At 65.6% G+C, this 18,003-nt stretch carries 16 protein-coding genes; 4 read left to right on the top strand and 12 right to left on the bottom strand.

Annotation, left to right across the window (positions count from 1 at the left end):
- The first annotated feature begins 65 nt into the window (after positions 1–65).
- The 3 genes from DSHI_RS14670 to DSHI_RS14660 are packed head-to-tail and all read left to right on the top strand — an operon-like array spanning position 66 to position 2,082.
- Entirely contained in the window at positions 66–794 is a 729-nt protein-coding gene (locus DSHI_RS14670) for a glucose 1-dehydrogenase (RefSeq protein ID WP_012179552.1), read from the top strand.
- Entirely contained in the window at positions 791–1,102 is a 312-nt protein-coding gene (locus tag DSHI_RS14665; RefSeq protein WP_012179551.1) for a hypothetical protein, read from the top strand. The genes DSHI_RS14670 and DSHI_RS14665 overlap by 4 nt, the downstream gene beginning before the upstream one ends.
- Positions 1,099–2,082, top strand: a complete 984-nt coding sequence (locus DSHI_RS14660; protein ID WP_012179550.1) for a P1 family peptidase — start codon at positions 1,099–1,101, stop codon at positions 2,080–2,082. The genes DSHI_RS14665 and DSHI_RS14660 overlap by 4 nt, the downstream gene beginning before the upstream one ends.
- On the opposite strand, the gene DSHI_RS14655 is transcribed toward DSHI_RS14660, so the two are convergent.
- Positions 2,079–2,852, bottom strand: a complete 774-nt coding sequence (locus DSHI_RS14655; RefSeq protein ID WP_012179549.1) for an alpha/beta hydrolase — start codon at positions 2,850–2,852, stop codon at positions 2,079–2,081. The two genes, DSHI_RS14660 and DSHI_RS14655, sit on opposite strands and share 4 nt — an antisense overlap.
- A 74-nt stretch (positions 2,853–2,926) precedes the next feature.
- On the opposite strand from DSHI_RS14655, the gene DSHI_RS14650 reads away from it, so the two are divergent.
- The gene (locus DSHI_RS14650; protein ID WP_012179548.1) at positions 2,927–4,405 is read left to right on the top strand and encodes an NAD-dependent succinate-semialdehyde dehydrogenase; all 1,479 of its coding nucleotides are present in this window, start codon (positions 2,927–2,929) and stop codon (positions 4,403–4,405) included.
- A gap of 94 nt (positions 4,406–4,499) precedes the next feature.
- On the opposite strand, the gene lpdA is transcribed toward DSHI_RS14650, so the two are convergent.
- The 11 genes from lpdA to mdh all read right to left on the bottom strand — a co-directional run bounded on the left by lpdA (position 4,500) and on the right by mdh (position 17,649).
- A complete protein-coding gene (lpdA, locus tag DSHI_RS14645; protein ID WP_012179547.1) occupies positions 4,500–5,894 on the bottom strand; it encodes a dihydrolipoyl dehydrogenase in 1,395 nt (464 codons plus the stop codon).
- A 90-nt stretch (positions 5,895–5,984) separates the two neighbouring features.
- Positions 5,985–6,374: an MAPEG family protein gene (locus DSHI_RS14640; RefSeq protein WP_012179546.1), complete on the bottom strand. Its 390-nt coding sequence runs from the start codon at positions 6,372–6,374 to the stop codon at positions 5,985–5,987.
- Positions 6,375–6,647: 273 nt separating this feature from the next.
- A complete protein-coding gene (odhB, locus tag DSHI_RS14630) occupies positions 6,648–8,138 on the bottom strand; it encodes a 2-oxoglutarate dehydrogenase complex dihydrolipoyllysine-residue succinyltransferase (RefSeq protein WP_012179545.1) in 1,491 nt (496 codons plus the stop codon).
- A 4-nt stretch (positions 8,139–8,142) separates the two neighbouring features.
- A complete protein-coding gene (locus DSHI_RS14625) occupies positions 8,143–11,106 on the bottom strand; it encodes a 2-oxoglutarate dehydrogenase E1 component (RefSeq protein WP_012179544.1) in 2,964 nt (987 codons plus the stop codon).
- Positions 11,107–11,295: 189 nt separating this feature from the next.
- Positions 11,296–12,177 carry a succinate--CoA ligase subunit alpha gene (gene sucD, locus DSHI_RS14620; protein ID WP_012179543.1) on the bottom strand — a complete coding sequence of 294 codons (882 nt, stop codon included), beginning with the start codon at positions 12,175–12,177 and terminating at the stop codon, positions 11,296–11,298.
- A gap of 119 nt (positions 12,178–12,296) precedes the next feature.
- Entirely contained in the window at positions 12,297–12,743 is a 447-nt protein-coding gene (locus DSHI_RS14615) for a hypothetical protein (protein ID WP_157865345.1), read from the bottom strand.
- 89 nt (positions 12,744–12,832) lie between these two features.
- Positions 12,833–13,381 carry a hypothetical protein gene (locus DSHI_RS14610; protein WP_012179541.1) on the bottom strand — a complete coding sequence of 183 codons (549 nt, stop codon included), beginning with the start codon at positions 13,379–13,381 and terminating at the stop codon, positions 12,833–12,835.
- Positions 13,378–14,040, bottom strand: coding sequence for a hypothetical protein (locus tag DSHI_RS14605; RefSeq protein WP_157865344.1), 663 nt, complete (start codon positions 14,038–14,040; stop codon positions 13,378–13,380). The genes DSHI_RS14610 and DSHI_RS14605 overlap by 4 nt, the downstream gene beginning before the upstream one ends.
- Positions 14,041–14,208: 168 nt before the next feature.
- Positions 14,209–15,402, bottom strand: a complete 1,194-nt coding sequence (sucC, locus tag DSHI_RS14600; RefSeq protein WP_012179539.1) for an ADP-forming succinate--CoA ligase subunit beta — start codon at positions 15,400–15,402, stop codon at positions 14,209–14,211.
- A gap of 203 nt (positions 15,403–15,605) precedes the next feature.
- Complete coding sequence (locus DSHI_RS21470) at positions 15,606–16,574, bottom strand: glycosyltransferase family 2 protein (protein WP_012179538.1); 969 nt, start codon at positions 16,572–16,574, stop codon at positions 15,606–15,608.
- A 112-nt stretch (positions 16,575–16,686) separates the two neighbouring features.
- Complete coding sequence (mdh, locus tag DSHI_RS14590) at positions 16,687–17,649, bottom strand: malate dehydrogenase (protein ID WP_012179537.1); 963 nt, start codon at positions 17,647–17,649, stop codon at positions 16,687–16,689.
- Positions 17,650–18,003 lie beyond the last annotated feature (354 nt).

Below are 18,003 nucleotides of genomic sequence, written 5' to 3'. Positions count from 1 at the left end.
TTTTGCGTTTCGCCTTGCGCTGCCCGTCGCAGATTTGCACCCTGTGCCTTGAGGGAGGGCTGCTCATGCGACTGGAAGGAAAAACCGCGATCGTCACCGGGGGCGGGTCGGGATTCGGGGCCGGGATCGTGCGCAAGTTCGCCGCCGAGGGCGCGCAGGTGATCGTGGCCGACATCAACAAGGGCGCGGCCGAGGCCGTGGCCGAAGAATATGGCGGAACGGCGGCGCAGGTCGATGTCTCTGACGCGGACAGCATGGCCGCTTTGGCCGAGGCCCACGGCGCGCCCGATATCCTCGTCAACAATGCGGGCATCACCCATCTGCCGAAACCCATGGAAGAGGTGACCGAGGAGGAGTTCGACCGCGTGCTCGCCGTCAACGCCAAGTCGGTCTATCTCAGCGCCCGGGTCTTCGTGCCCGCGATGAAGGCGCGCGGCAGCGGCGCGATCCTCAACATCGCGTCGACCGCCGGGGTCAGCCCGCGCCCGAAGCTCAACTGGTACAACGCCTCCAAGGGCTGGATGATCACCGCCACCAAGGCGATGGCGGTGGAACTGGCGCCTTTCGGCATCCGCGTCAACGCGCTCAACCCCGTGGCGGGTGAGACGCCGCTGCTCGCCTCCTTCATGGGGGAGGACACGCCGGAGATGCGCGCGAAATTCCTCGCCACGATCCCCCTGGGCCGGTTTTCGCAGCCCGAAGACCTGGGTAACGCGGCGGCCTTCCTGTGCTCGGACGAGGCCAGCATGATCACCGGGGTCGCCATGGAAGTGGACGGGGGCCGGTGCATATGACCGGCGCGCGCCAGATCGACGTGGATATCGCGGTGTTCGCGGGGCGGTTCGACAGTCAGCCGCTGGTTTTCGCGCATCTGCTCGACGTGGCGCCGGATCTCGATCTCGGCCATGTGGAGGTGCTGCAGGATCGCGGCATCCGGCGCCGGCTGGAGGGGTTCTTTCCGCCGCAAACGGTCACCCGCCTGCTGGTGGCGCTGGACGAGGATGACACGCTCGTTCTGGTACTGCCGGAGGCCGGGTTCTTCGAGGGCAGCGCCCGCCTGAGTGCTCTCGGCCCGGCGCGGGGGCGGGTCCTGCGGGCATGAGCGCGCGGATGCGGCCCGGTCCGCGCAACCTGATCACCGATGTGGCGGGGCTGCGCGTGGGTCATGCGCAGGACGCGGGCGTGAAATCCGGGGTCACGGTGCTGACCGCGGACGCCCCCTTCACCGCCGGGGTGCATGTCATGGGCGGTGCCCCCGGCACGCGGGAGACGGACCTTCTGGCCCCGGACAAGACGGTGGAGCAGGTGGATGCGCTGGTGCTGTCGGGCGGCTCGGCCCTGGGGCTCGACGCGGCCTCGGGCGTGGCGGATGCCCTGCGCGCGGCGGGGCGCGGGTTCGACGTGGGCGGGCAGCGCGTGCCGATCGTGCCCGCTGCGATCCTCTTCGATCTGCTCAATGGCGGCGACAAGGACTGGATGGTGAACCCCTATAACTGGCTGGGGCGCGAGGCGCTGGAAGCCGCAGCACCCGAGTTCGCGCTGGGCACCGTCGGGGCCGGGACCGGGGCCTTGACCGCGACGCTGAAGGGTGGGCTTGGCTCTGCCTCGGTGGTGCTGCCGGACGGGGTGTGCGTGGGCGCGCTCGTGGCCGTCAATGCGCTGGGCTCGGCGACCATGGGTCCGGGGCGGCATTTCTGGGCGGCCCCGTTCGAGATGGGCACGGAATTCGGCGGGTTGGGCATGGGCGCGGTCGATCCCGCGGCGCTGCCTGCAATCAAGGGCGGGCACAAGACCGCGACGACCATCGCCATCGTTGCCACCGACGCGGCGCTGAGCCAGGCCGCCTGCACCCGCATGGCGGCGGCCGCCCATGACGGGATGGCCCGGGCGCTGGTCCCGTCGCACACGCCCATGGACGGCGATCTGGTCTTTGCGGCCTCCCACGGGGACAAGGCGGGCGATCCGCTGATGATCGGCCATGCGGCGGCCCTGTGCCTCGCCCGTGCCATCGCCCGTGGGGTGTACGCCGCGACGCCGGAGGCGGGCGACCTGCTGCCCTGCTGGTCGGACCTGCCGGGTTAGGCCAGCAGCGCGCTCGTCAGCGGGCCGTCAGGCTCTGCCAGATCGTCGATCACGTCGAAATGGTGCCGCCCCGCGGCGATGCGATGCTGCGCGCCCCAGGCCTCGGCCAGCCAGCGGGCCTGGTCGAGAAAAACCGGCCGTTCCTCGGCCCCGACCCAGACGGTGACCGGGCAATCGGGGGCGGGGGCGTGCAGGGGGCTCTCGGCCGCCGCGATCTCCGGGGTCAGGCGCAGGGTTTCGGCCATCTCGGTCCTCAACAGCGGCTCGAGATCGCTGACCGGCGAGATCGGCACGATCCGCGCCACCCGCGACAGCACCTCGGGCGCGAGCCCGGCCGCGGGCATCCGGGCCACCAGGTGCCCGCCGGCGGAATGGCCCGTCAGCCGGATCGGACCCGCCACATGCCGCGCGGCCAACGCGATCGCGCCGCGCACCGATGCGGTGATCTCGGGGATCGTCACCTCGGGGCAGAGCGGATAGCCGGGCATGGCCACGGCCCAGCCCCGCGCCAGCGGCCCAGCGGCAAGATGGGACCAGTCCGTGCGGTCGAACCGCCGCCAGTAGCCGCCATGGACGAAAACGACCAGCCCCGCCGGTGTACCCTCGGGCAGGAACAGGTCCAGCTTCTCGCGCGGATGGGCGCCATGGGCGATCCCGATCTCGCCGCGCGCGCCCTCGCGGAACGCGGCCGCCGCCCGTGGCCAACGCTCCACATACGCACTTGCCCCGGGGATGAAGCTCGCGTTGTCATATGCCGCCGTCCAGTCCATCCGCGCCTCTCTTGTCCTTGTCCGGTCGCCCGGTTAGCTGTGGGTGTGACACATCAGACGTGGGAGGGTCCAGAATGCTCGATACAGTGACGGAATTGCGGGAACACCTGAAGGATCCCGCGCTCCTGGCCAGCAAGGCCTATTTCGCGGGTGCCTGGACGGATGCGGACAGTGGCGCGACCTTCCCGGTGACCAACCCGGCGCGCGGCGACGTGATCGCCCATGTGCCCGACCTGGGCCGGGCCGAGACCGCCCGCGCCATCGCCGCCGCAGACGCCGCGCAGAAGCCCTGGGCCGCGCGCACCGCCAAGGACCGCGCGCAGGTGTTGCGGCGCTGGTTCGACCTGATCGTCGGGAATGCCGACGACCTGGCGCGGATCCTGACCGCCGAGATGGGCAAGCCGCTGGCCGAAGCCAGGGGCGAGGTGATGTATGGCGCGTCTTTCGTGGAATGGTTCGCCGAAGAGGCCAAGCGCCTCTATGGCGAGACCATCCCGGGTCATTTGCCGGACGCGCGCATCCAGGTGATCCGCCAGCCCATTGGCGTGGTGGGGGCGATCACCCCGTGGAACTTCCCCATTGCCATGATCACCCGCAAGGCCGCGCCGGCGCTGGCGGCCGGCTGCGCCTTCCTGTCGAAACCGGCCGAGGACACGCCGCTCTCGGCGCTGGCGCTGGCGGTTCTGGCCGAACGGGCGGGGATCCCTGCAGGGCTCTTCGCCGTGCTGCCGAGCAGTGATTCCTCGGCCATTGGCAAGGAATTCTGCGAGAACCATACCGTGCGCAAGCTGACCTTCACCGGCTCGACCCAGGTGGGGCGCATCCTGCTGGCGCAAGCCGCCGATCAGGTGAAGAAATGCTCGATGGAGCTGGGCGGCAACGCGCCCTTCATCGTGTTCGACGATGCCGATCTCGACAAGGCGGTCGAGGGGGCGATGGCCTGCAAGTTCCGCAACGCGGGCCAGACCTGCGTCTGCGCCAACCGGATCTATGTGCAGGACGGGGTCTATGACGCCTTCGCCGAGAAGCTGGCCGCCGCGGTGGAGGAGCTGAAGGTCGGGGATGGCGCGGCCGAGGGTGTGACCATCGGCCCGCTGATCAATATGCCCGCGGTGGAGAAGGTGCAGGATCACCTCGACGACCTGCGCGCCAAGGGTGGAACGGTCGTGACCGGGGGCGAGACACATCCCCTCGGCGGCACGTTCTTCACCCCCACGGTGGTGACCGGCGTGACGCAGGAGATGAAAGTGGCGCGGGAGGAAACCTTCGGCCCGGTCGCGCCGCTCTTCCGGTTCACGGAGGAGGACGAGGTCATCGCCATGGCCAATGACACGATCTTCGGGCTCGCGGGGTATTTCTACGCCCGCGACATCGGCCGGATCACCCGGGTGTCCGAGGCGCTGGAATACGGCATCGTCGGGATCAACACCGGCATCATCTCGACCGAAGGGGCGCCCTTCGGCGGGGTCAAGCAATCGGGGCTTGGGCGCGAAGGGTCCCGCCACGGGATCGACGAGTATCTCGAGATGAAATACATCTGCCTGTCGATCTGACGGGTCGCCGCCGGGGCCAAGCCCGTTGGAACGGGCTTAAGCCGCTTGCAAGCGGCTTGGTCGAGGCGCCCTACGGCGCCTCGATGCCCGGATGTCAGGCGTGGATCGCCCCGTCGCCGCAGGCCAGGGCCGCTTCGCGCATGGCCTCGGAATAGGTCGGGTGCGCGTGGCAGGTGCGGGCCAGGTCCTCGGCCGCCGCCCCGAATTCCATCGCGACGCAGACCTCGTGGATCAGGTCGCCCGCCATGGGGCCGATCACATGGGCGCCGAGGATCCGGTCGGTTGCCTTGTCTGCCAGCAGCTTGACGAACCCGTCGGCGGCGAAATTGGCCTTCGCCCGACCGTTGCCCATGAAGGAGAACTTGCCCACCTTGTAGGCGACGCCCTCGGCCTTGAGTTGTTCCTCGGTCTTGCCGACGCTGGCGACCTCGGGATGGGTGTAGATCACCCCGGGGATCACGCCGTAATTCACATGGGGGTGCTGCCCGGCGATCATCTCGGCCACGGCCATGCCCTCGTCCTCGGCCTTGTGGGCCAGCATCGGCCCCTCGATCACGTCTCCGATCGCATAGACCCCGGGCACATTCGTGCGGTAGCTGCCGTCGGTGGCGATCTGCCCCCGTTCGGTCATCTTCACCCCCAGGGCGTCGAGCCCGAGCCCCTCGGTGAACGGTTTACGCCCGGTGGAGACGAGCACGATGTCTGCTTCAAGGCTATCCTCGCTGTCATCCTTGCGCATCTTGTAGGTGACCTTGGCCTTGCTCTTGGTCGCGGCCACTTTCTGCACTGCAGCGCCGGTGATGAATTTCAGCCCCTGCTTGGTGAGGATCTTCTGGAACTGGCGGGCAACCTCGAGGTCCTGGCCCGGGGTGATCCCGTCCATGAACTCGATCACCGAGACCTCGGTGCCGAGCCGCGCATAGACCGAGCCAAGCTCCAGCCCGATCACGCCGCCGCCGACCACGACCATGCGCTTGGGGATCTTGCCCAACTCCAGCGCGCCGGTGGAGGTAACGACGACCTTTTCGTCGATCTCGACCTCCGCGCCGGGGATCGAGGCAGGCTCGGAGCCAGACGCAATGATGATGTGCTTGGCCTCGTGGGTCTCGTCGCCAACCTTGACCTTGCCCGCCTCGGGGATCGAGGCCCAGCCCTTCAGCCAGTCGACCTTGTTCTTCTTGAACAGGAACTCGATGCCCTTGGTGTTCTGGCCGATCACGTCGTCCTTGTAGGCCAGCATGGTTTTCCAGTCGATTTTCGGCGCGGGCACCTTGATGCCCATCTTCTCGAAGTTGTGCTCGGCCTCGTGGACTTGGTGGGAAGCATGGAGCAGCGCCTTGGACGGGATGCAGCCCACGTTCAGGCAGGTGCCGCCCAGGGTGTCGCGCCCTTCCACGCAGGCAGTCTTGAGGCCCAGCTGCGCGCAGCGGATCGCGCCGACATAGCCGCCGGGGCCGGAGCCGATGATGATAACGTCATAGCTTGCCATGGTGAGGTCCTTTCATGGGGCGGGCGGGGTCGAGGGGGCGCTGCCCCCGTCGCTGCGCGACTCCCCCGGAGTATTTTTGCACAAATGAAGTCACAGAAGGGCCGAGAGCAGCATGACCACGGTGGCGATGAAGCCGACCATCCAGATGACGGATCGCCAGGGGGCGAGGCCCTGGGCATAGGCGGGCACATAGAGGATGCGCGCGATCAGGTAGGCATGGGCGCAGAGCGCGGTGAACGGGGTGGACTGATCCGAGAGGGTGACGACGACCACCGCGATGGTGAAGAGGGTGAGCCCCTCGAAATGATTGTTCATCGCGCGCTGCAGCCGTCCCGCAAGGCCGGTCAAAACGATCGGTTCGTCCCTTGGGCTCATGGCGCGTTTGGGGCCCACCTGGATATTGGCGGCGACCGAGTAGAGGATGAATTGCACGACCTGGAGCAGGGCGGCGAGGGCGAGGACGGTAAGTTCGGTGGTCATTTATTCGTCGTAATGTCGTTTGATTAGGCGCGATCCGATGAAAAGGCAGGCGATAACCACCGCTCCGCTTAGCAGACCAACAATACCGGAATAAGAAAGCCGCTCGCCCTCTGACATTCCTGCGGGCGCATTGGCGACCATCACTGCCAAGACGATCCGAGAGAAAACCCATCCAATTATGAGCGAAGCCACGAAGGCCAAGACACCGGCTAGTTTTCGATTCATTTCTACCCCCAGAAGACAAGAGCGGGGCATGATGCCCCGCTCTACGGGTTACAAATCCATCAGCAGCCGCCGGGGATCCTCCAGCGCCTCTTTCACGCGCACGAGGAAGGTCACCGCCCCTTTGCCGTCCACGATCCGGTGGTCGTAGCTGAGGGCCAGGTACATCATCGGGCGGATCTTGATTTCGCCGTTGATGACCATCGGGCGGTCCTGGATCTTGTGCATGCCGAGGATGCCCGACTGCGGCGGGTTCAGGATCGGCGAAGACATCAGCGAGCCGTAGACCCCGCCGTTCGAGATCGTGAAGGTCCCGCCCTGCATCTCGGCCATGCTGAGCTTGCCGTCCCGGGCGCGGCGGCCCTTTTCGGCGATGGCCGCCTCGATCTCGGCAAAGCTCATGCGGTCCGCGTCCCGGATCACTGGCACCACGAGGCCCTGGGGCGTGCCCGCGGCGATGCCCATATGGACGAAGTTCTTGTAGACGATGTCGGTGCCGTCGATCTCGGCATTGACCTCGGGCACCTCCTTCAGGGCATGACAGCAGGCCTTGGTGAAGAAGGACATGAAGCCTAGGCGAACGCCGTGTTTCTTCTCGAACAGGTCCTTGTACTCTTTCCGGAGCGCCATGGTCTCGGTCATGTCCACCTCGTTGTAGGTGGTGAGCATCGCGGCGGTGTTCTGGCTGTCCTTCAGGCGCTTGGCGATGGTCTGGCGCAGCTTGGTCATTTTGACCCGCTCTTCGCGCGCCGCGTCCTCGGCGGCCACCGGGGCGCGCGGGGCGGCGGACGGGGCCGGGGCGGCGGCTTTCGGTGCGGCCAGTGCGGCCAGCACGTCGCCCTTCATCACGCGCCCGTCGCGGCCCGTGCCCTGAACATCGCCAGAGGCAAGGTTGTTCTCCGCCATCAGCTTCTTGGCCGAGGGCGCGTCCTCCACATCTTTGCCCTGGGCGGTGGGCGCCGCCGGTGCGGGAGCCGGTTCCGAAGGGGCCGCGACCGCGCCGGCCCCGCCGAGCACGGCGAGCTTGGCCGAGGCCTCCACCGTGGCGCCCTCGGGCGCCAGGATCTCGGTCAGAACACCCGCCGCCGGGGCAGGCACCTCGACCGACACCTTGTCGGTTTCCAGCTCGCACAGCATCTCGTCCTGGACAACCGTGTCACCGACCTTCTTGAACCAGGTCGACACCGTGGCCTCGGTCACGCTCTCGCCCAGGGTCGGGACCATCACGTCGACGCTCTCGCCGCCGCTCTCGGCCGGGGCCGCTTTCGGGGCCGCCGGCGCCGCCTCGGCCGCCGCTGCGCCGGAGCCTTCGCCGATCGAGGCCAGCAGGGCATCGACGCCCACGGTGCTGCCCTCGGCAGCGACGATTTCGGCCAGGGTGCCGGCGGCGGGGGAGGGGACCTCCACCGTCACCTTGTCGGTCTCCAGCTCGCAGAGCATCTCGTCCACCGCGACGGTATCGCCGGGCTTCTTGAACCAGGTGGCCACCGTGGCTTCGGTGACACTTTCCCCCAGCGTCGGGACGCGGACTTCTACAGACATATTCTTATCCCTCAATCGTAAGCGCTTCGTTCACGAGCGCGGCTTGTTGTGCTTTGTGCTGGCTGGCCAGACCCGTGGCGGGCGACGCCGATGCCGCGCGTCCGGCATAGACCGGGCGGGTATGCTTGGCGCCGATGCGGCTCAGCACCCATTCGAGGTTCGGCTCCACGAAGGTCCAGGCCCCTTGGTTCTTGGGTTCTTCCTGGCACCAGACCATCTCCGCGCCCTTGAAGCGCTCCAGCTCCTTCATCATGGCCAGCGCCGGGAAGGGATAAAACTGCTCCAGACGCAGCAGGTAGATATCGTCGATCCCGCGGGCGTCGCGTTCCTCCAGCAGGTCATAATAGACCTTGCCGGAACACAGCACGACACGCTTGATCTTGTCGTCCGGTCGCAGCGTGGTATCCGAGTTGCCCTTCTGCGCGTCGTCCCACAGCACCCGGTGGAAGCTCGACCCGGTGGTGAAATCCTCGGCATTCGAGATCGCCAGCTTGTGCCGCAGGAGCGACTTGGGCGTCATCAGGACCAGCGGCTTGCGGAAGGTCCGGTGCAATTGCCGCCGCAGGATGTGGAAGTAGTTCGCCGGTGTGGTGCAGTTCGCCACGATCCAGTTGTCCTCCGCCGACATCTGCAGGAACCGCTCCAGCCGCGCCGAGGAGTGCTCCGGCCCCTGGCCCTCGAACCCGTGGGGCAGCAGCATCACAAGGCCGGACATCCGCAGCCATTTGCGCTCGCCCGAGCTGATGAACTGGTCGAACATGATCTGCGCACCGTTGGCGAAATCGCCGAACTGCGCTTCCCACATGGTCAGCGCATTGGGCTCGGCGAGCGAATAGCCATACTCGAACCCGAGCACCGCGTATTCCGACAGGGCGCTGTCGATCACTTCGTAGCGCGCCTGGCCCTCGCGGATGTGGTTCAGCGGATAGTAGCGCTCTTCGGTCTCCTGGTTCACGATGCCCGAATGGCGCTGCGAGAACGTGCCGCGGGTGGAATCCTGCCCCGACAGTCGGACCGGGTAGCCCTCGGTCAGGAGCGAGCCGAAGGCCAGCGCCTCGGCCGTGGCCCAGTCGAAACCTGCGCCGGTCTCGAACATCTTGGCCCTGGCGTCCAGCAGCCGTCCGATGGTCTTGTGCATCGGGAACCCGTCGGGCACCCGGATCAGCGCTTCGCCGACCTCGGCCATCGTCTCGGGTTTGATGGCGGTCTGGCCGCGCTGGTAGTCTTCCTTGTCGGTGTTCAGGTGCGACCAGCGCCCGTCCAGCCAGTCGGCCTTGTTCGGCTTGTAATCCTTGCCGATCTCGAACTCTTCGTTCAGATGCGCCTGGAAGGCGGCCTTCATGTCCTCGATCTCGCCCTCGGGGATCAGCCCGTCCTTGACCAGCCGGTCGGTATAGAGCTGCAGGGTCGTCTTGTGACCCTTGATCCGCTTGTACATGATCGGGTTGGTGAACATGGGCTCATCGCCCTCGTTATGCCCGAAGCGGCGATAGCAGAAGATGTCCAGCACCACGTCCTTGTGGAATTTCTGGCGGAACTCGGTCGCGACCTTGGCCGCATGGACCACCGCCTCCGGATCGTCGCCGTTGACGTGGAAGATCGGGGCTTCCACCACCAGCGCGTTGTCCGTGGGATAGGGGCTGGAGCGGCTGAAATGCGGCGCTGTGGTAAACCCGATCTGGTTGTTCACCACGATATGGATCGTGCCACCGGTCTTGTGCCCGCGCAGGCCCGACAGCGCGAAGCATTCCGCCACCACGCCCTGGCCTGCGAAGGCCGCGTCCCCGTGCAGCAGGATGGGCAGCACGCCCACCCGTTCGGGATCGCCCAGTTGATCCTGCTTGGCGCGTGCCTTGCCCAGAACCACGGGGTTCACCGCCTCCAGGTGCGAGGGGTTCGCGGTCAGCGACAAGTGCACCGTGTTGCCGTCGAATTCCCGGTCCGACGACGCGCCGAGATGGTATTTCACGTCGCCCGAGCCGTCGACATCCTCGGGCTTGAACGATCCGCCCTGGAATTCGTTGAAAATCGCGCGGTAGGGCTTCGACATCACGTTGGCCAGCACCGACAGGCGGCCGCGGTGGGGCATTCCGATGACGATTTCCTTGACCCCCAGGCTGCCGCCGCGCTTGATGATCTGCTCCATCGCCGGGACCAGCGCCTCGCCGCCATCCAGCCCGAAGCGCTTGGTGCCCATGTATTTCACATGGAGGAACTTCTCGAAGCCCTCGGCCTCCACCAGCTTGTTCAGGATCGCCTTCCGGCCCTCGCGGGTAAACGCGATCTCCTTGCCGAACCCTTCGATCCGCTCCTTGAGCCACCCGGCCTGTTCGGGATCGGAAATGTGCATGTATTGCAGCGCGAAGGTGCCGCAATAGGTCCGCTTCACGATCTCGACGATCTGGCGCATCGAGGCGACCTGCAGCCCCAGCACGTTGTCGATGAAGATCGGTCGATCCATGTCGGCATCGGTGAAGCCGTAGGATTTCGGGTCGAGCTCCGGCTGCAGGTTTTCATCGCGCATGTTCAGCGGGTCGAGATCCGCGGCCAGATGCCCCCGGATCCGGTAGGCCCGGATCAGCATCAGCGCCCGGATGCTGTCGAGCACCGCGCGCTTGATCTGGTCGTCGGACACCTGGATGCCTTTCTCGGCGGCCTTGGCGGCGATCTTCTCGCCGGCGGCCTTGGTCTCGGTCACCGGGGCGGCGGGCCATTCGCCCGTCAGCGCGCCGGTCAGGTCGTCATTCGGGGTCGGCGGCCAGTCGCGGCGCGCCCAGGACGGGCCCTGTGCCTCGGCCTTCACGTCGAGCTCGGCATCCCCGAGCGCGCGAAAGAACTCCGCCCAGGCGGCGTCGACCGCGTTGGGATCGTTGGCATACTGGGCATAGAGCTGCTCAAGGTAGGCCGCGTTGTGCCCTTGCATGAAGCTCGAGGCATGGAAGAGGTCGTTCGGAGATTGGTCGGTCATTGGTGTCCCCCCTCACTTGGGCGTGGGTCCGCAGCATCGCGCGTGTGGGCCCGTGGTGATCTGTCGGTGCCGCGGGGTGCGGCGCCGATGCCTTGAAACGAGGCAGCGCCGCCGTCCCGTTTGAAAGCATCGCGCACGCCCCCCGAAGGGGACGTGCCGTGTGCGGTATGTCGGGCGCAGTGGCCCATGTCAGCCGATCGCCTTGAGCACGGCTTCGCCTAGGCCCGCCGGGCTCTCTGCCACCACGATGCCCGCGCTCTGCATGGCTTCGATCTTGTCCTCGGCGCCGCCCTTGCCGCCGGCGACGATTGCGCCTGCATGGCCCATGCGGCGACCCGGCGGGGCCGTGCGGCCCGCGATGAAGCCCGCGGTGGGCTTCCAGCGGCCGCGCTTCTTCTCGTCGGCGAGGAATTGCGCGGCCTCTTCCTCGGCGGAGCCACCGATCTCGCCGATCATGATGATGCTCTCGGTCTCGTCATCGGCAAGGAACCATTCCAGCACGTCGATATGCTCGGTCCCCTTGATCGGGTCGCCCCCGATGCCGACGCAGGTGGACTGGCCCAGCCCCACGTCGGTGGTCTGTTTCACCGCCTCGTAAGTCAACGTGCCGGAGCGCGAGACCACGCCCACGGTGCCGCGCTTGTGGATATGGCCGGGCATGATGCCGATCTTGCAGGCATCCGGCGTGATCACACCGGGGCAGTTCGGCCCGATCAGGCGGCTGGCGGAGCCTTCGAGCGCGCGCTTGACCTTCATCATGTCCAGCACCGGGATACCTTCGGTGATGCAGACGATCACTTCCATTTCGGCATCGATCGCCTCCAGGATCGAGTCGGCGGCGAAGGGCGGCGGGACATAGATCACGGTGGCATTCGCCTCGGTCACGGCCTTGGCCTCGTGGACCGAGTTGAACACCGGCAGGTTCAGGTGGGTCTGGCCGCCCTTGCCCGGGGTCACCCCGCCGACCATCTTGGTGCCGTAGGCGATCGCCTGCTCGGAATGGAAGGTGCCTTGGCTGCCGGTGAAGCCTTGGCAGATAACCTTGGTGTTTTCGTCGATAAGTACGGCCATTGGGTGTCCTTCGGGTCGTTTATTGCAGTGTCGCCGACGCGGGGCCGACGGGTGTTTCGGTGGGGGCGACCCGGTTGCGGGCCTTTGGAGATCGAAGCGGGATCAAGTGCATTCCGTCCTCAAACCTTGGGAATGCTGTAGAGTTTGCTGGTGCCATCCTCGACGCAGGGTTGGCTGGACTGGTCGCGGGCACTAACAACGCCGATGCGCTGCCCGATTTCATTGTTCGGTTCGTCATAGAACACGCATTGGACAGGGCGACCCGTGCGCGCATCGACCGGACCGGTGTCCGCGCCCCGGATATAACCGGGACGCATTTGAGGAATGAGCCGGTCGAGCATCTGCGACACGGCAGTAACGCCGATATGGTTCGAGAAGATGCGGCACTCGGCAGGTAAATTGCCGTAGTAGACCTCCACCACTACCGTATCGGCCGGGGCGCGAAAGGTATGGGTGACATCTGGCCCGCCTTCATGGACGACGGTCTCGACGAACCCGGCTGCGCGCAGGCCGTTGAGCCAGGCCTCAACGCCGCGCACATCGCACAGGCGAAACGCCAGTTCCATGTTGATCGCGGCTGCCTCCTGCATGGTCAATGCAGTCGCGGGACCCGTCAACCCGAGGGCCATGAGCCCAGAGATGAGCGCGCGCCGGATCACAACATCACCATCACTTGCATGGTGCCATCTTCGACGCAGACCGGATCCTGGCCGGCATTGCCGATCTCGATGACGATGGGGCGCTGTCCGTTCCAGCCGACAAATCCGGTGCACTTGCGGTAACTCGGGTTGGCTCCGCCTGGCACGATGGGCGGCGTGTTCTCCATATTGCCGGGCTCGAAAAAGCCCGGGTAAAGCTGCCCCAGCACCTGGCCCACGAAGGGCACGCCATGCGTGACACCGAACTGCTCGGTGGTGACTCGGCATTCCGGGCGCGCGGGATCGCCGATCACTGCGATATGTGCGGTGTTGCCCGGGGCGTAGAACCAATGCAGGATATCCGTCGGGCCACCGCCGAAATCCTCGATCTCGTAGGAGAAGCCCGCGGCCTGAAACGCAGCAATCGCGGCCTCCGGCACCCGGCCGTTGGAAATGCACAGCTGCAAGCCCAGTCGCACGTTCGCAGCCGCTGCCTCGAGCGGGGTCACTGCCGGAGCAGGGGATGCCGCCAGGGCCGCCGTCACGATCATGGCCCAGCGAGTCATTGTCCGCTCCCGATCGTGTGGCTCAGCCCGATCCAGAGGCCGCCATGTTGTACTTCGGCGATGGCATGGACGGGCACGTTTTCGAAGCGGGTTTCGATTGCGAAAGCGTGGTAGTTCTGCGCTGAGACATCGGCATGGTCGCCAAAAAGCGGTGCGGCATAAGTTTCCAGCGCGGTAAGAGGCATCGCGCCGCCCGAGATACTCACCCCGGGTTCCTGTGCGAGTTGTTGCGCCAAGGCAGCTCCGATCGCCGTGTCAGCGACCCGCATATCCGGCATCTCCGCGGCGTTCATCTCCCGCTCCATTTGCGCAAGGAATGCCGGATCGTTCATGAGTTCGGGGTTTGCGAGGACTCGTTCCGTCAGTTCGGCGGACATACCCGTCTGGATGATCGCGTCATACGCGCTGATATGGCAGAACACCACCATGCGGTCGGAGAAGCCAAGAAACTGCACTCTTTCCTCGACCCCGTTGCGGAACAACATCGTCGAGACGACCTTGCCATCGGGGCTCCCCGCCACTGCGCGCACACCGGGGGGGGCAGCCGCCGGCGCGCTGTCGAGGTAGCCTTGCGGATCGGTCACCGCCTGGCCGCAGGCGGATTTGAAAGCAGTCCAAGCTCGTTGCGCGACCGCGTTGGCATCGAAACCCTGCGCCATGGCGGAGGTACCCGCCAGCACCGACAGGAGCGCACCCATGGCCAGGCACCGCCCGGAACGGGCAGGCGCGAGGCGGGGAAGGGGCCGGGTCTGGGTCAACATCGGAGGCGTTCTGTTATGCAGGGGATGCCACGGGCCCCGAAAGACCCGCGGCCATGACCGCTGGCGTCAGCCCTTGACGGCTGCGACGATCTTCTCGGCGCCGTCCCGAAGGTTCTCGGCGGCGATGACGTTCAGGCCGGAGGAGTTGATGATCTCCTTGCCCTTCTCGACATTCGTCCCCTCCAGGCGCACCACCAGCGGCACTTGCAGACCGACCTCTTTCACGGCGGCCACCACGCCCTCGGCAATCACATCACAGCGCATGATGCCGCCGAAGATGTTCACGAGGATGCCTTTGACCTGCGGGTCCGAGGTGATGATCTTGAACGCCTCGGTCACCTTCTCCTTGGTCGCACCGCCGCCCACGTCGAGGAAGTTGGCAGGCTCCGAACCGTAGAGCTTGATGATGTCCATGGTCGCCATGGCGAGGCCCGCGCCGTTCACCATGCAGCCGATCTCGCCGTCGAGGGCGATGTAGTTCAGGTCGTATTTCGAGGCGGCGAGCTCCTTGGGATCCTCCTCGGTCTCGTCGCGCAACTCGGCGATGTCCGGGTGGCGATAGATCGCGTTGCCGTCAAATCCCATCTTCGCGTCCAGGCATTTCAGATCGCCACTGTCGGTCACGATCAGCGGGTTGATCTCCAGCATCTCCATGTCCTTCTCGACGAAGCACTGGTAGAGTTGGCCCATCAGCTTGACGCATTGCTTGACCTGCGCGCCGCTCAGCCCGAGCGCAAAGGCAATGCGGCGGCCGTGATAGGGTTGATAGCCGGTCACCGGATCCACGGCGAAGGACAGGATCTTTTCGGGGGTGGAGGCTGCGACCTCCTCGATATCCATGCCGCCCTCGGTCGAGCAGACGAACGAGATCCGCGACGTGCCGCGATCCACCAGCAGGGCGAGGTAGAGCTCGGTCTCGATCCCCGACCCGTCTTCGATATAGATGCGGTTGACGGTCTTGCCCGCGGGCCCGGTCTGGTGCGTCACCAGCGTCCGGCCCAGCATCTTCTTGGCTTCCTCGGCGGCCTCTTCGACCGACTTGGCCAGGCGCACGCCGCCCTTCTCGCCTGCATCGGCTTCCTTGAACGAGCCCTTGCCGCGTCCGCCCGCATGGATCTGCGCCTTCACCACCCAAAGCGGCCCGTCCATCTCGCCGGCGGCGGTCTTGGCCTCTTCGGCCCTCAGAACCACGCGCCCATCGGAAACCGGCGCGCCGTAGCTGCGGAGGAGGGCTTTCGCCTGGTACTCATGAATGTTCATGAAACTGTCCCGTTCTGCTTGTATTTGTTCGGGTGTTGCACAGGGATGAGGCGCAGCAAAACGCCATTTCGCCGCATCCTAGAATTTTTCGACATTTGTGATCACACGCTTGAAAACTGTGATCACGAATTCCGCAGGGGGAGGAATGCAAGCTGCGTCAGGGGCCGGGCGCGGTCAGGTGAGTCGCAAGAAACTGCGCGGATTCATGCGATTTTGAACGTATCGAATGCGTCCATGCTCAGGTCTAGATCAACGCCTGGGAACTCGGTTGCAATGCCAATCGTCGGATCGAAGGCATGGGTCTTGAGCAGTCCCATGGCTTCCAACGTGCCGGCGCGTTCGGGAGTGTACTGCTTCAGAAGCAGATAGAATTCCCGCAAGGCTTCCGGGTCGCCCTGAAGCGTGTCCATTTTCAACAATTGACGCTGCCGATGCTCAGTTTCGTTTCTACGGGCGTTTGGCTGCTGCCTGAGCAGTCTGAGGCGTTTGTACACCCAGTGCTTCGGAGTCAGGCCGTCGAAATGGAGCAGATCCAGAGTATCGAGCAGGCGACCCGTCGCAGGCTTGGGCGGTTTGGGGCCATGTATGCCTACAGCGAGGCCAATCCGAGGACGGAACGCGGATTTCCCGCCGCAGTATGCAGTCATGCCTCGCTGCAGGTAGGGCGTTGCCGCCCCGTCCGCTGCCTCCGCATCCTCCAGATACCTGCGCGTGGTCTGCACCCGAAAGGCTCCGTCAAAAATATTGCCCGGATCCGGAGGGCCCAGATAGACACGTTCTTGCGCCCGCGTGGCAACATGCTCGATCTCCGGCGGCTGTGCCGCGAGCAACTCGTCCAAGTCATCCGGCGTCCAGAGAAACTCGTCCACGTCGATATGGAAAACCCAGTCCGCCGTGGAATGATCAACCACATCCTGCAAGATCGCCTTCTGTCTTGGACCTTGCTTCGGAGGGCGCGCCCCGGCCGGGTGATTTTGCCAGAATGCGTCGTCACACACGGCAAGCCGTACCCTTGGGTGATTGCCCAGCACCGCCTCGACGCGCGGTATGGAGGTATCGAGAAAGAGGTTGATCCGACGCACCCCGAGGTTGAGGTGATAGGCCGCCCAAGCCAAGATCAGATCCGGCGCTTCTTGCGCGAGCGCTACAATATCCCACTGCGATTTCGGCATCTGCCCCCACCCGTTCTTGTGGTCAGCTCTAAGCGTGGTGCCCGGTTGGTGCAACCTTGGCGCATGCAAAGGGGGGCCCGTAGCCCCCCTTGTTTCCGGCATTTCCCGAGGATCAGACCAGCGAGTCGTCGATGCCCTTGCAGGCTTCCATCAGGCCCTTCACCGCGTTGACGGAGTTGTCGAACATCGCCTGCTCGTCCTTGCCAAGCTTGATGTCGACGACCTTCTCGATACCGCCGGCCCCGATGATGGTCGGCACGCCGACATACATGTCGTTCAGGCCGAACTCGCCGTCGCAATAAGCCGCACAAGGCAGCAGGCGCTTCTGGTCCTTGAGATAGGCTTCCGCCATCTCCACCGCCGAAGCGGCCGGAGCATAGAAGGCGGAGCCGGTCTTGAGCAGGCCGACAATCTCGGCGCCGCCATCGCGGGTGCGCTGCACAATCGCGTCGAGTTTCTCCTGGCTGGTCCAGCCCATCTCCACCAGGTCCGGCAACGGAATGCCCGCCACGGTGGAATAGCGTGTCAGCGGCACCATGGTATCGCCATGCCCGCCCAGCACGAAGGCGGTCACGTCCTTCATCGAGACATTGAATTCCTCGGCCAGGAAGTGGCGGAACCGCGCGCTGTCCAGCACACCGGCCATGCCGACGACCTTCTCCTTGGGCAGGCCCGAGAATTGCTGCAACGCCCAGACCATCGCATCCAGCGGGTTGGTGATGCAGATCACGAAGGCATCCGGCGCGTTGGCCGCGATGCCCTCGCCCACGGATTTCATCACCTTGAGGTTGATGCCCAACAGGTCATCGCGCGACATGCCCGGCTTGCGCGGCACACCGGCGGTGACGATGCAGACATCCGCGCCCGCAATGTCGGCGTAATCCGTGGTGCCCTTCAGGCTGGCGTCGAAACGCTCCACCGGGCCGCTTTCGGCGATATCCAGTGCCTTGCCCTGGGGGGTGCCGTCCGCGATGTCGAACAACACGACGTCCCCGAGTTCCTTGAGTGCGACGAGGTGGGCAAGGGTGCCACCGATCTGACCTGCGCCGATAAGGGCGATCTTGGGTCGGGCCATGGAAATTTCTCCGGCTTTCGTTGATCTTGGCCGCGTCCTAGCCTTTGGGGCATGGCCTTACAAGGCATCGGGCGCGCGGCGGAACGCCCCAAGCGCCTGTCGGTCGGGGCGCGCGCGGCCAAGATCCCGAAATCGTTGAGAATTGGTCCAGGGCAAGAATGTGCGACCCATCGCCCGGGTTGCGTGCCATGGCATGCCCGCAATCGCGATCGCTCGTGGTGGCCGAACCGATTCCATTTTCGCAGTCCCCCTTGGCCGAGGCAAAATCGGCAAAATTCAGCGGCCCGGAACAGGACCGCTGGCGTGCGCAAGCCGGCTGGACTGGGGGCGGAGTTTCCAACCGGCGTGCGTGTG

Source organism: Dinoroseobacter shibae DFL 12 = DSM 16493, from assembly GCF_000018145.1.
Taxonomy (GTDB): Bacteria; Pseudomonadota; Alphaproteobacteria; order Rhodobacterales; family Rhodobacteraceae; genus Dinoroseobacter; species Dinoroseobacter shibae.
Note: the sequence above shows the minus strand (reverse complement) of the source record. Positions and strands in the feature narration are given on the sequence as shown.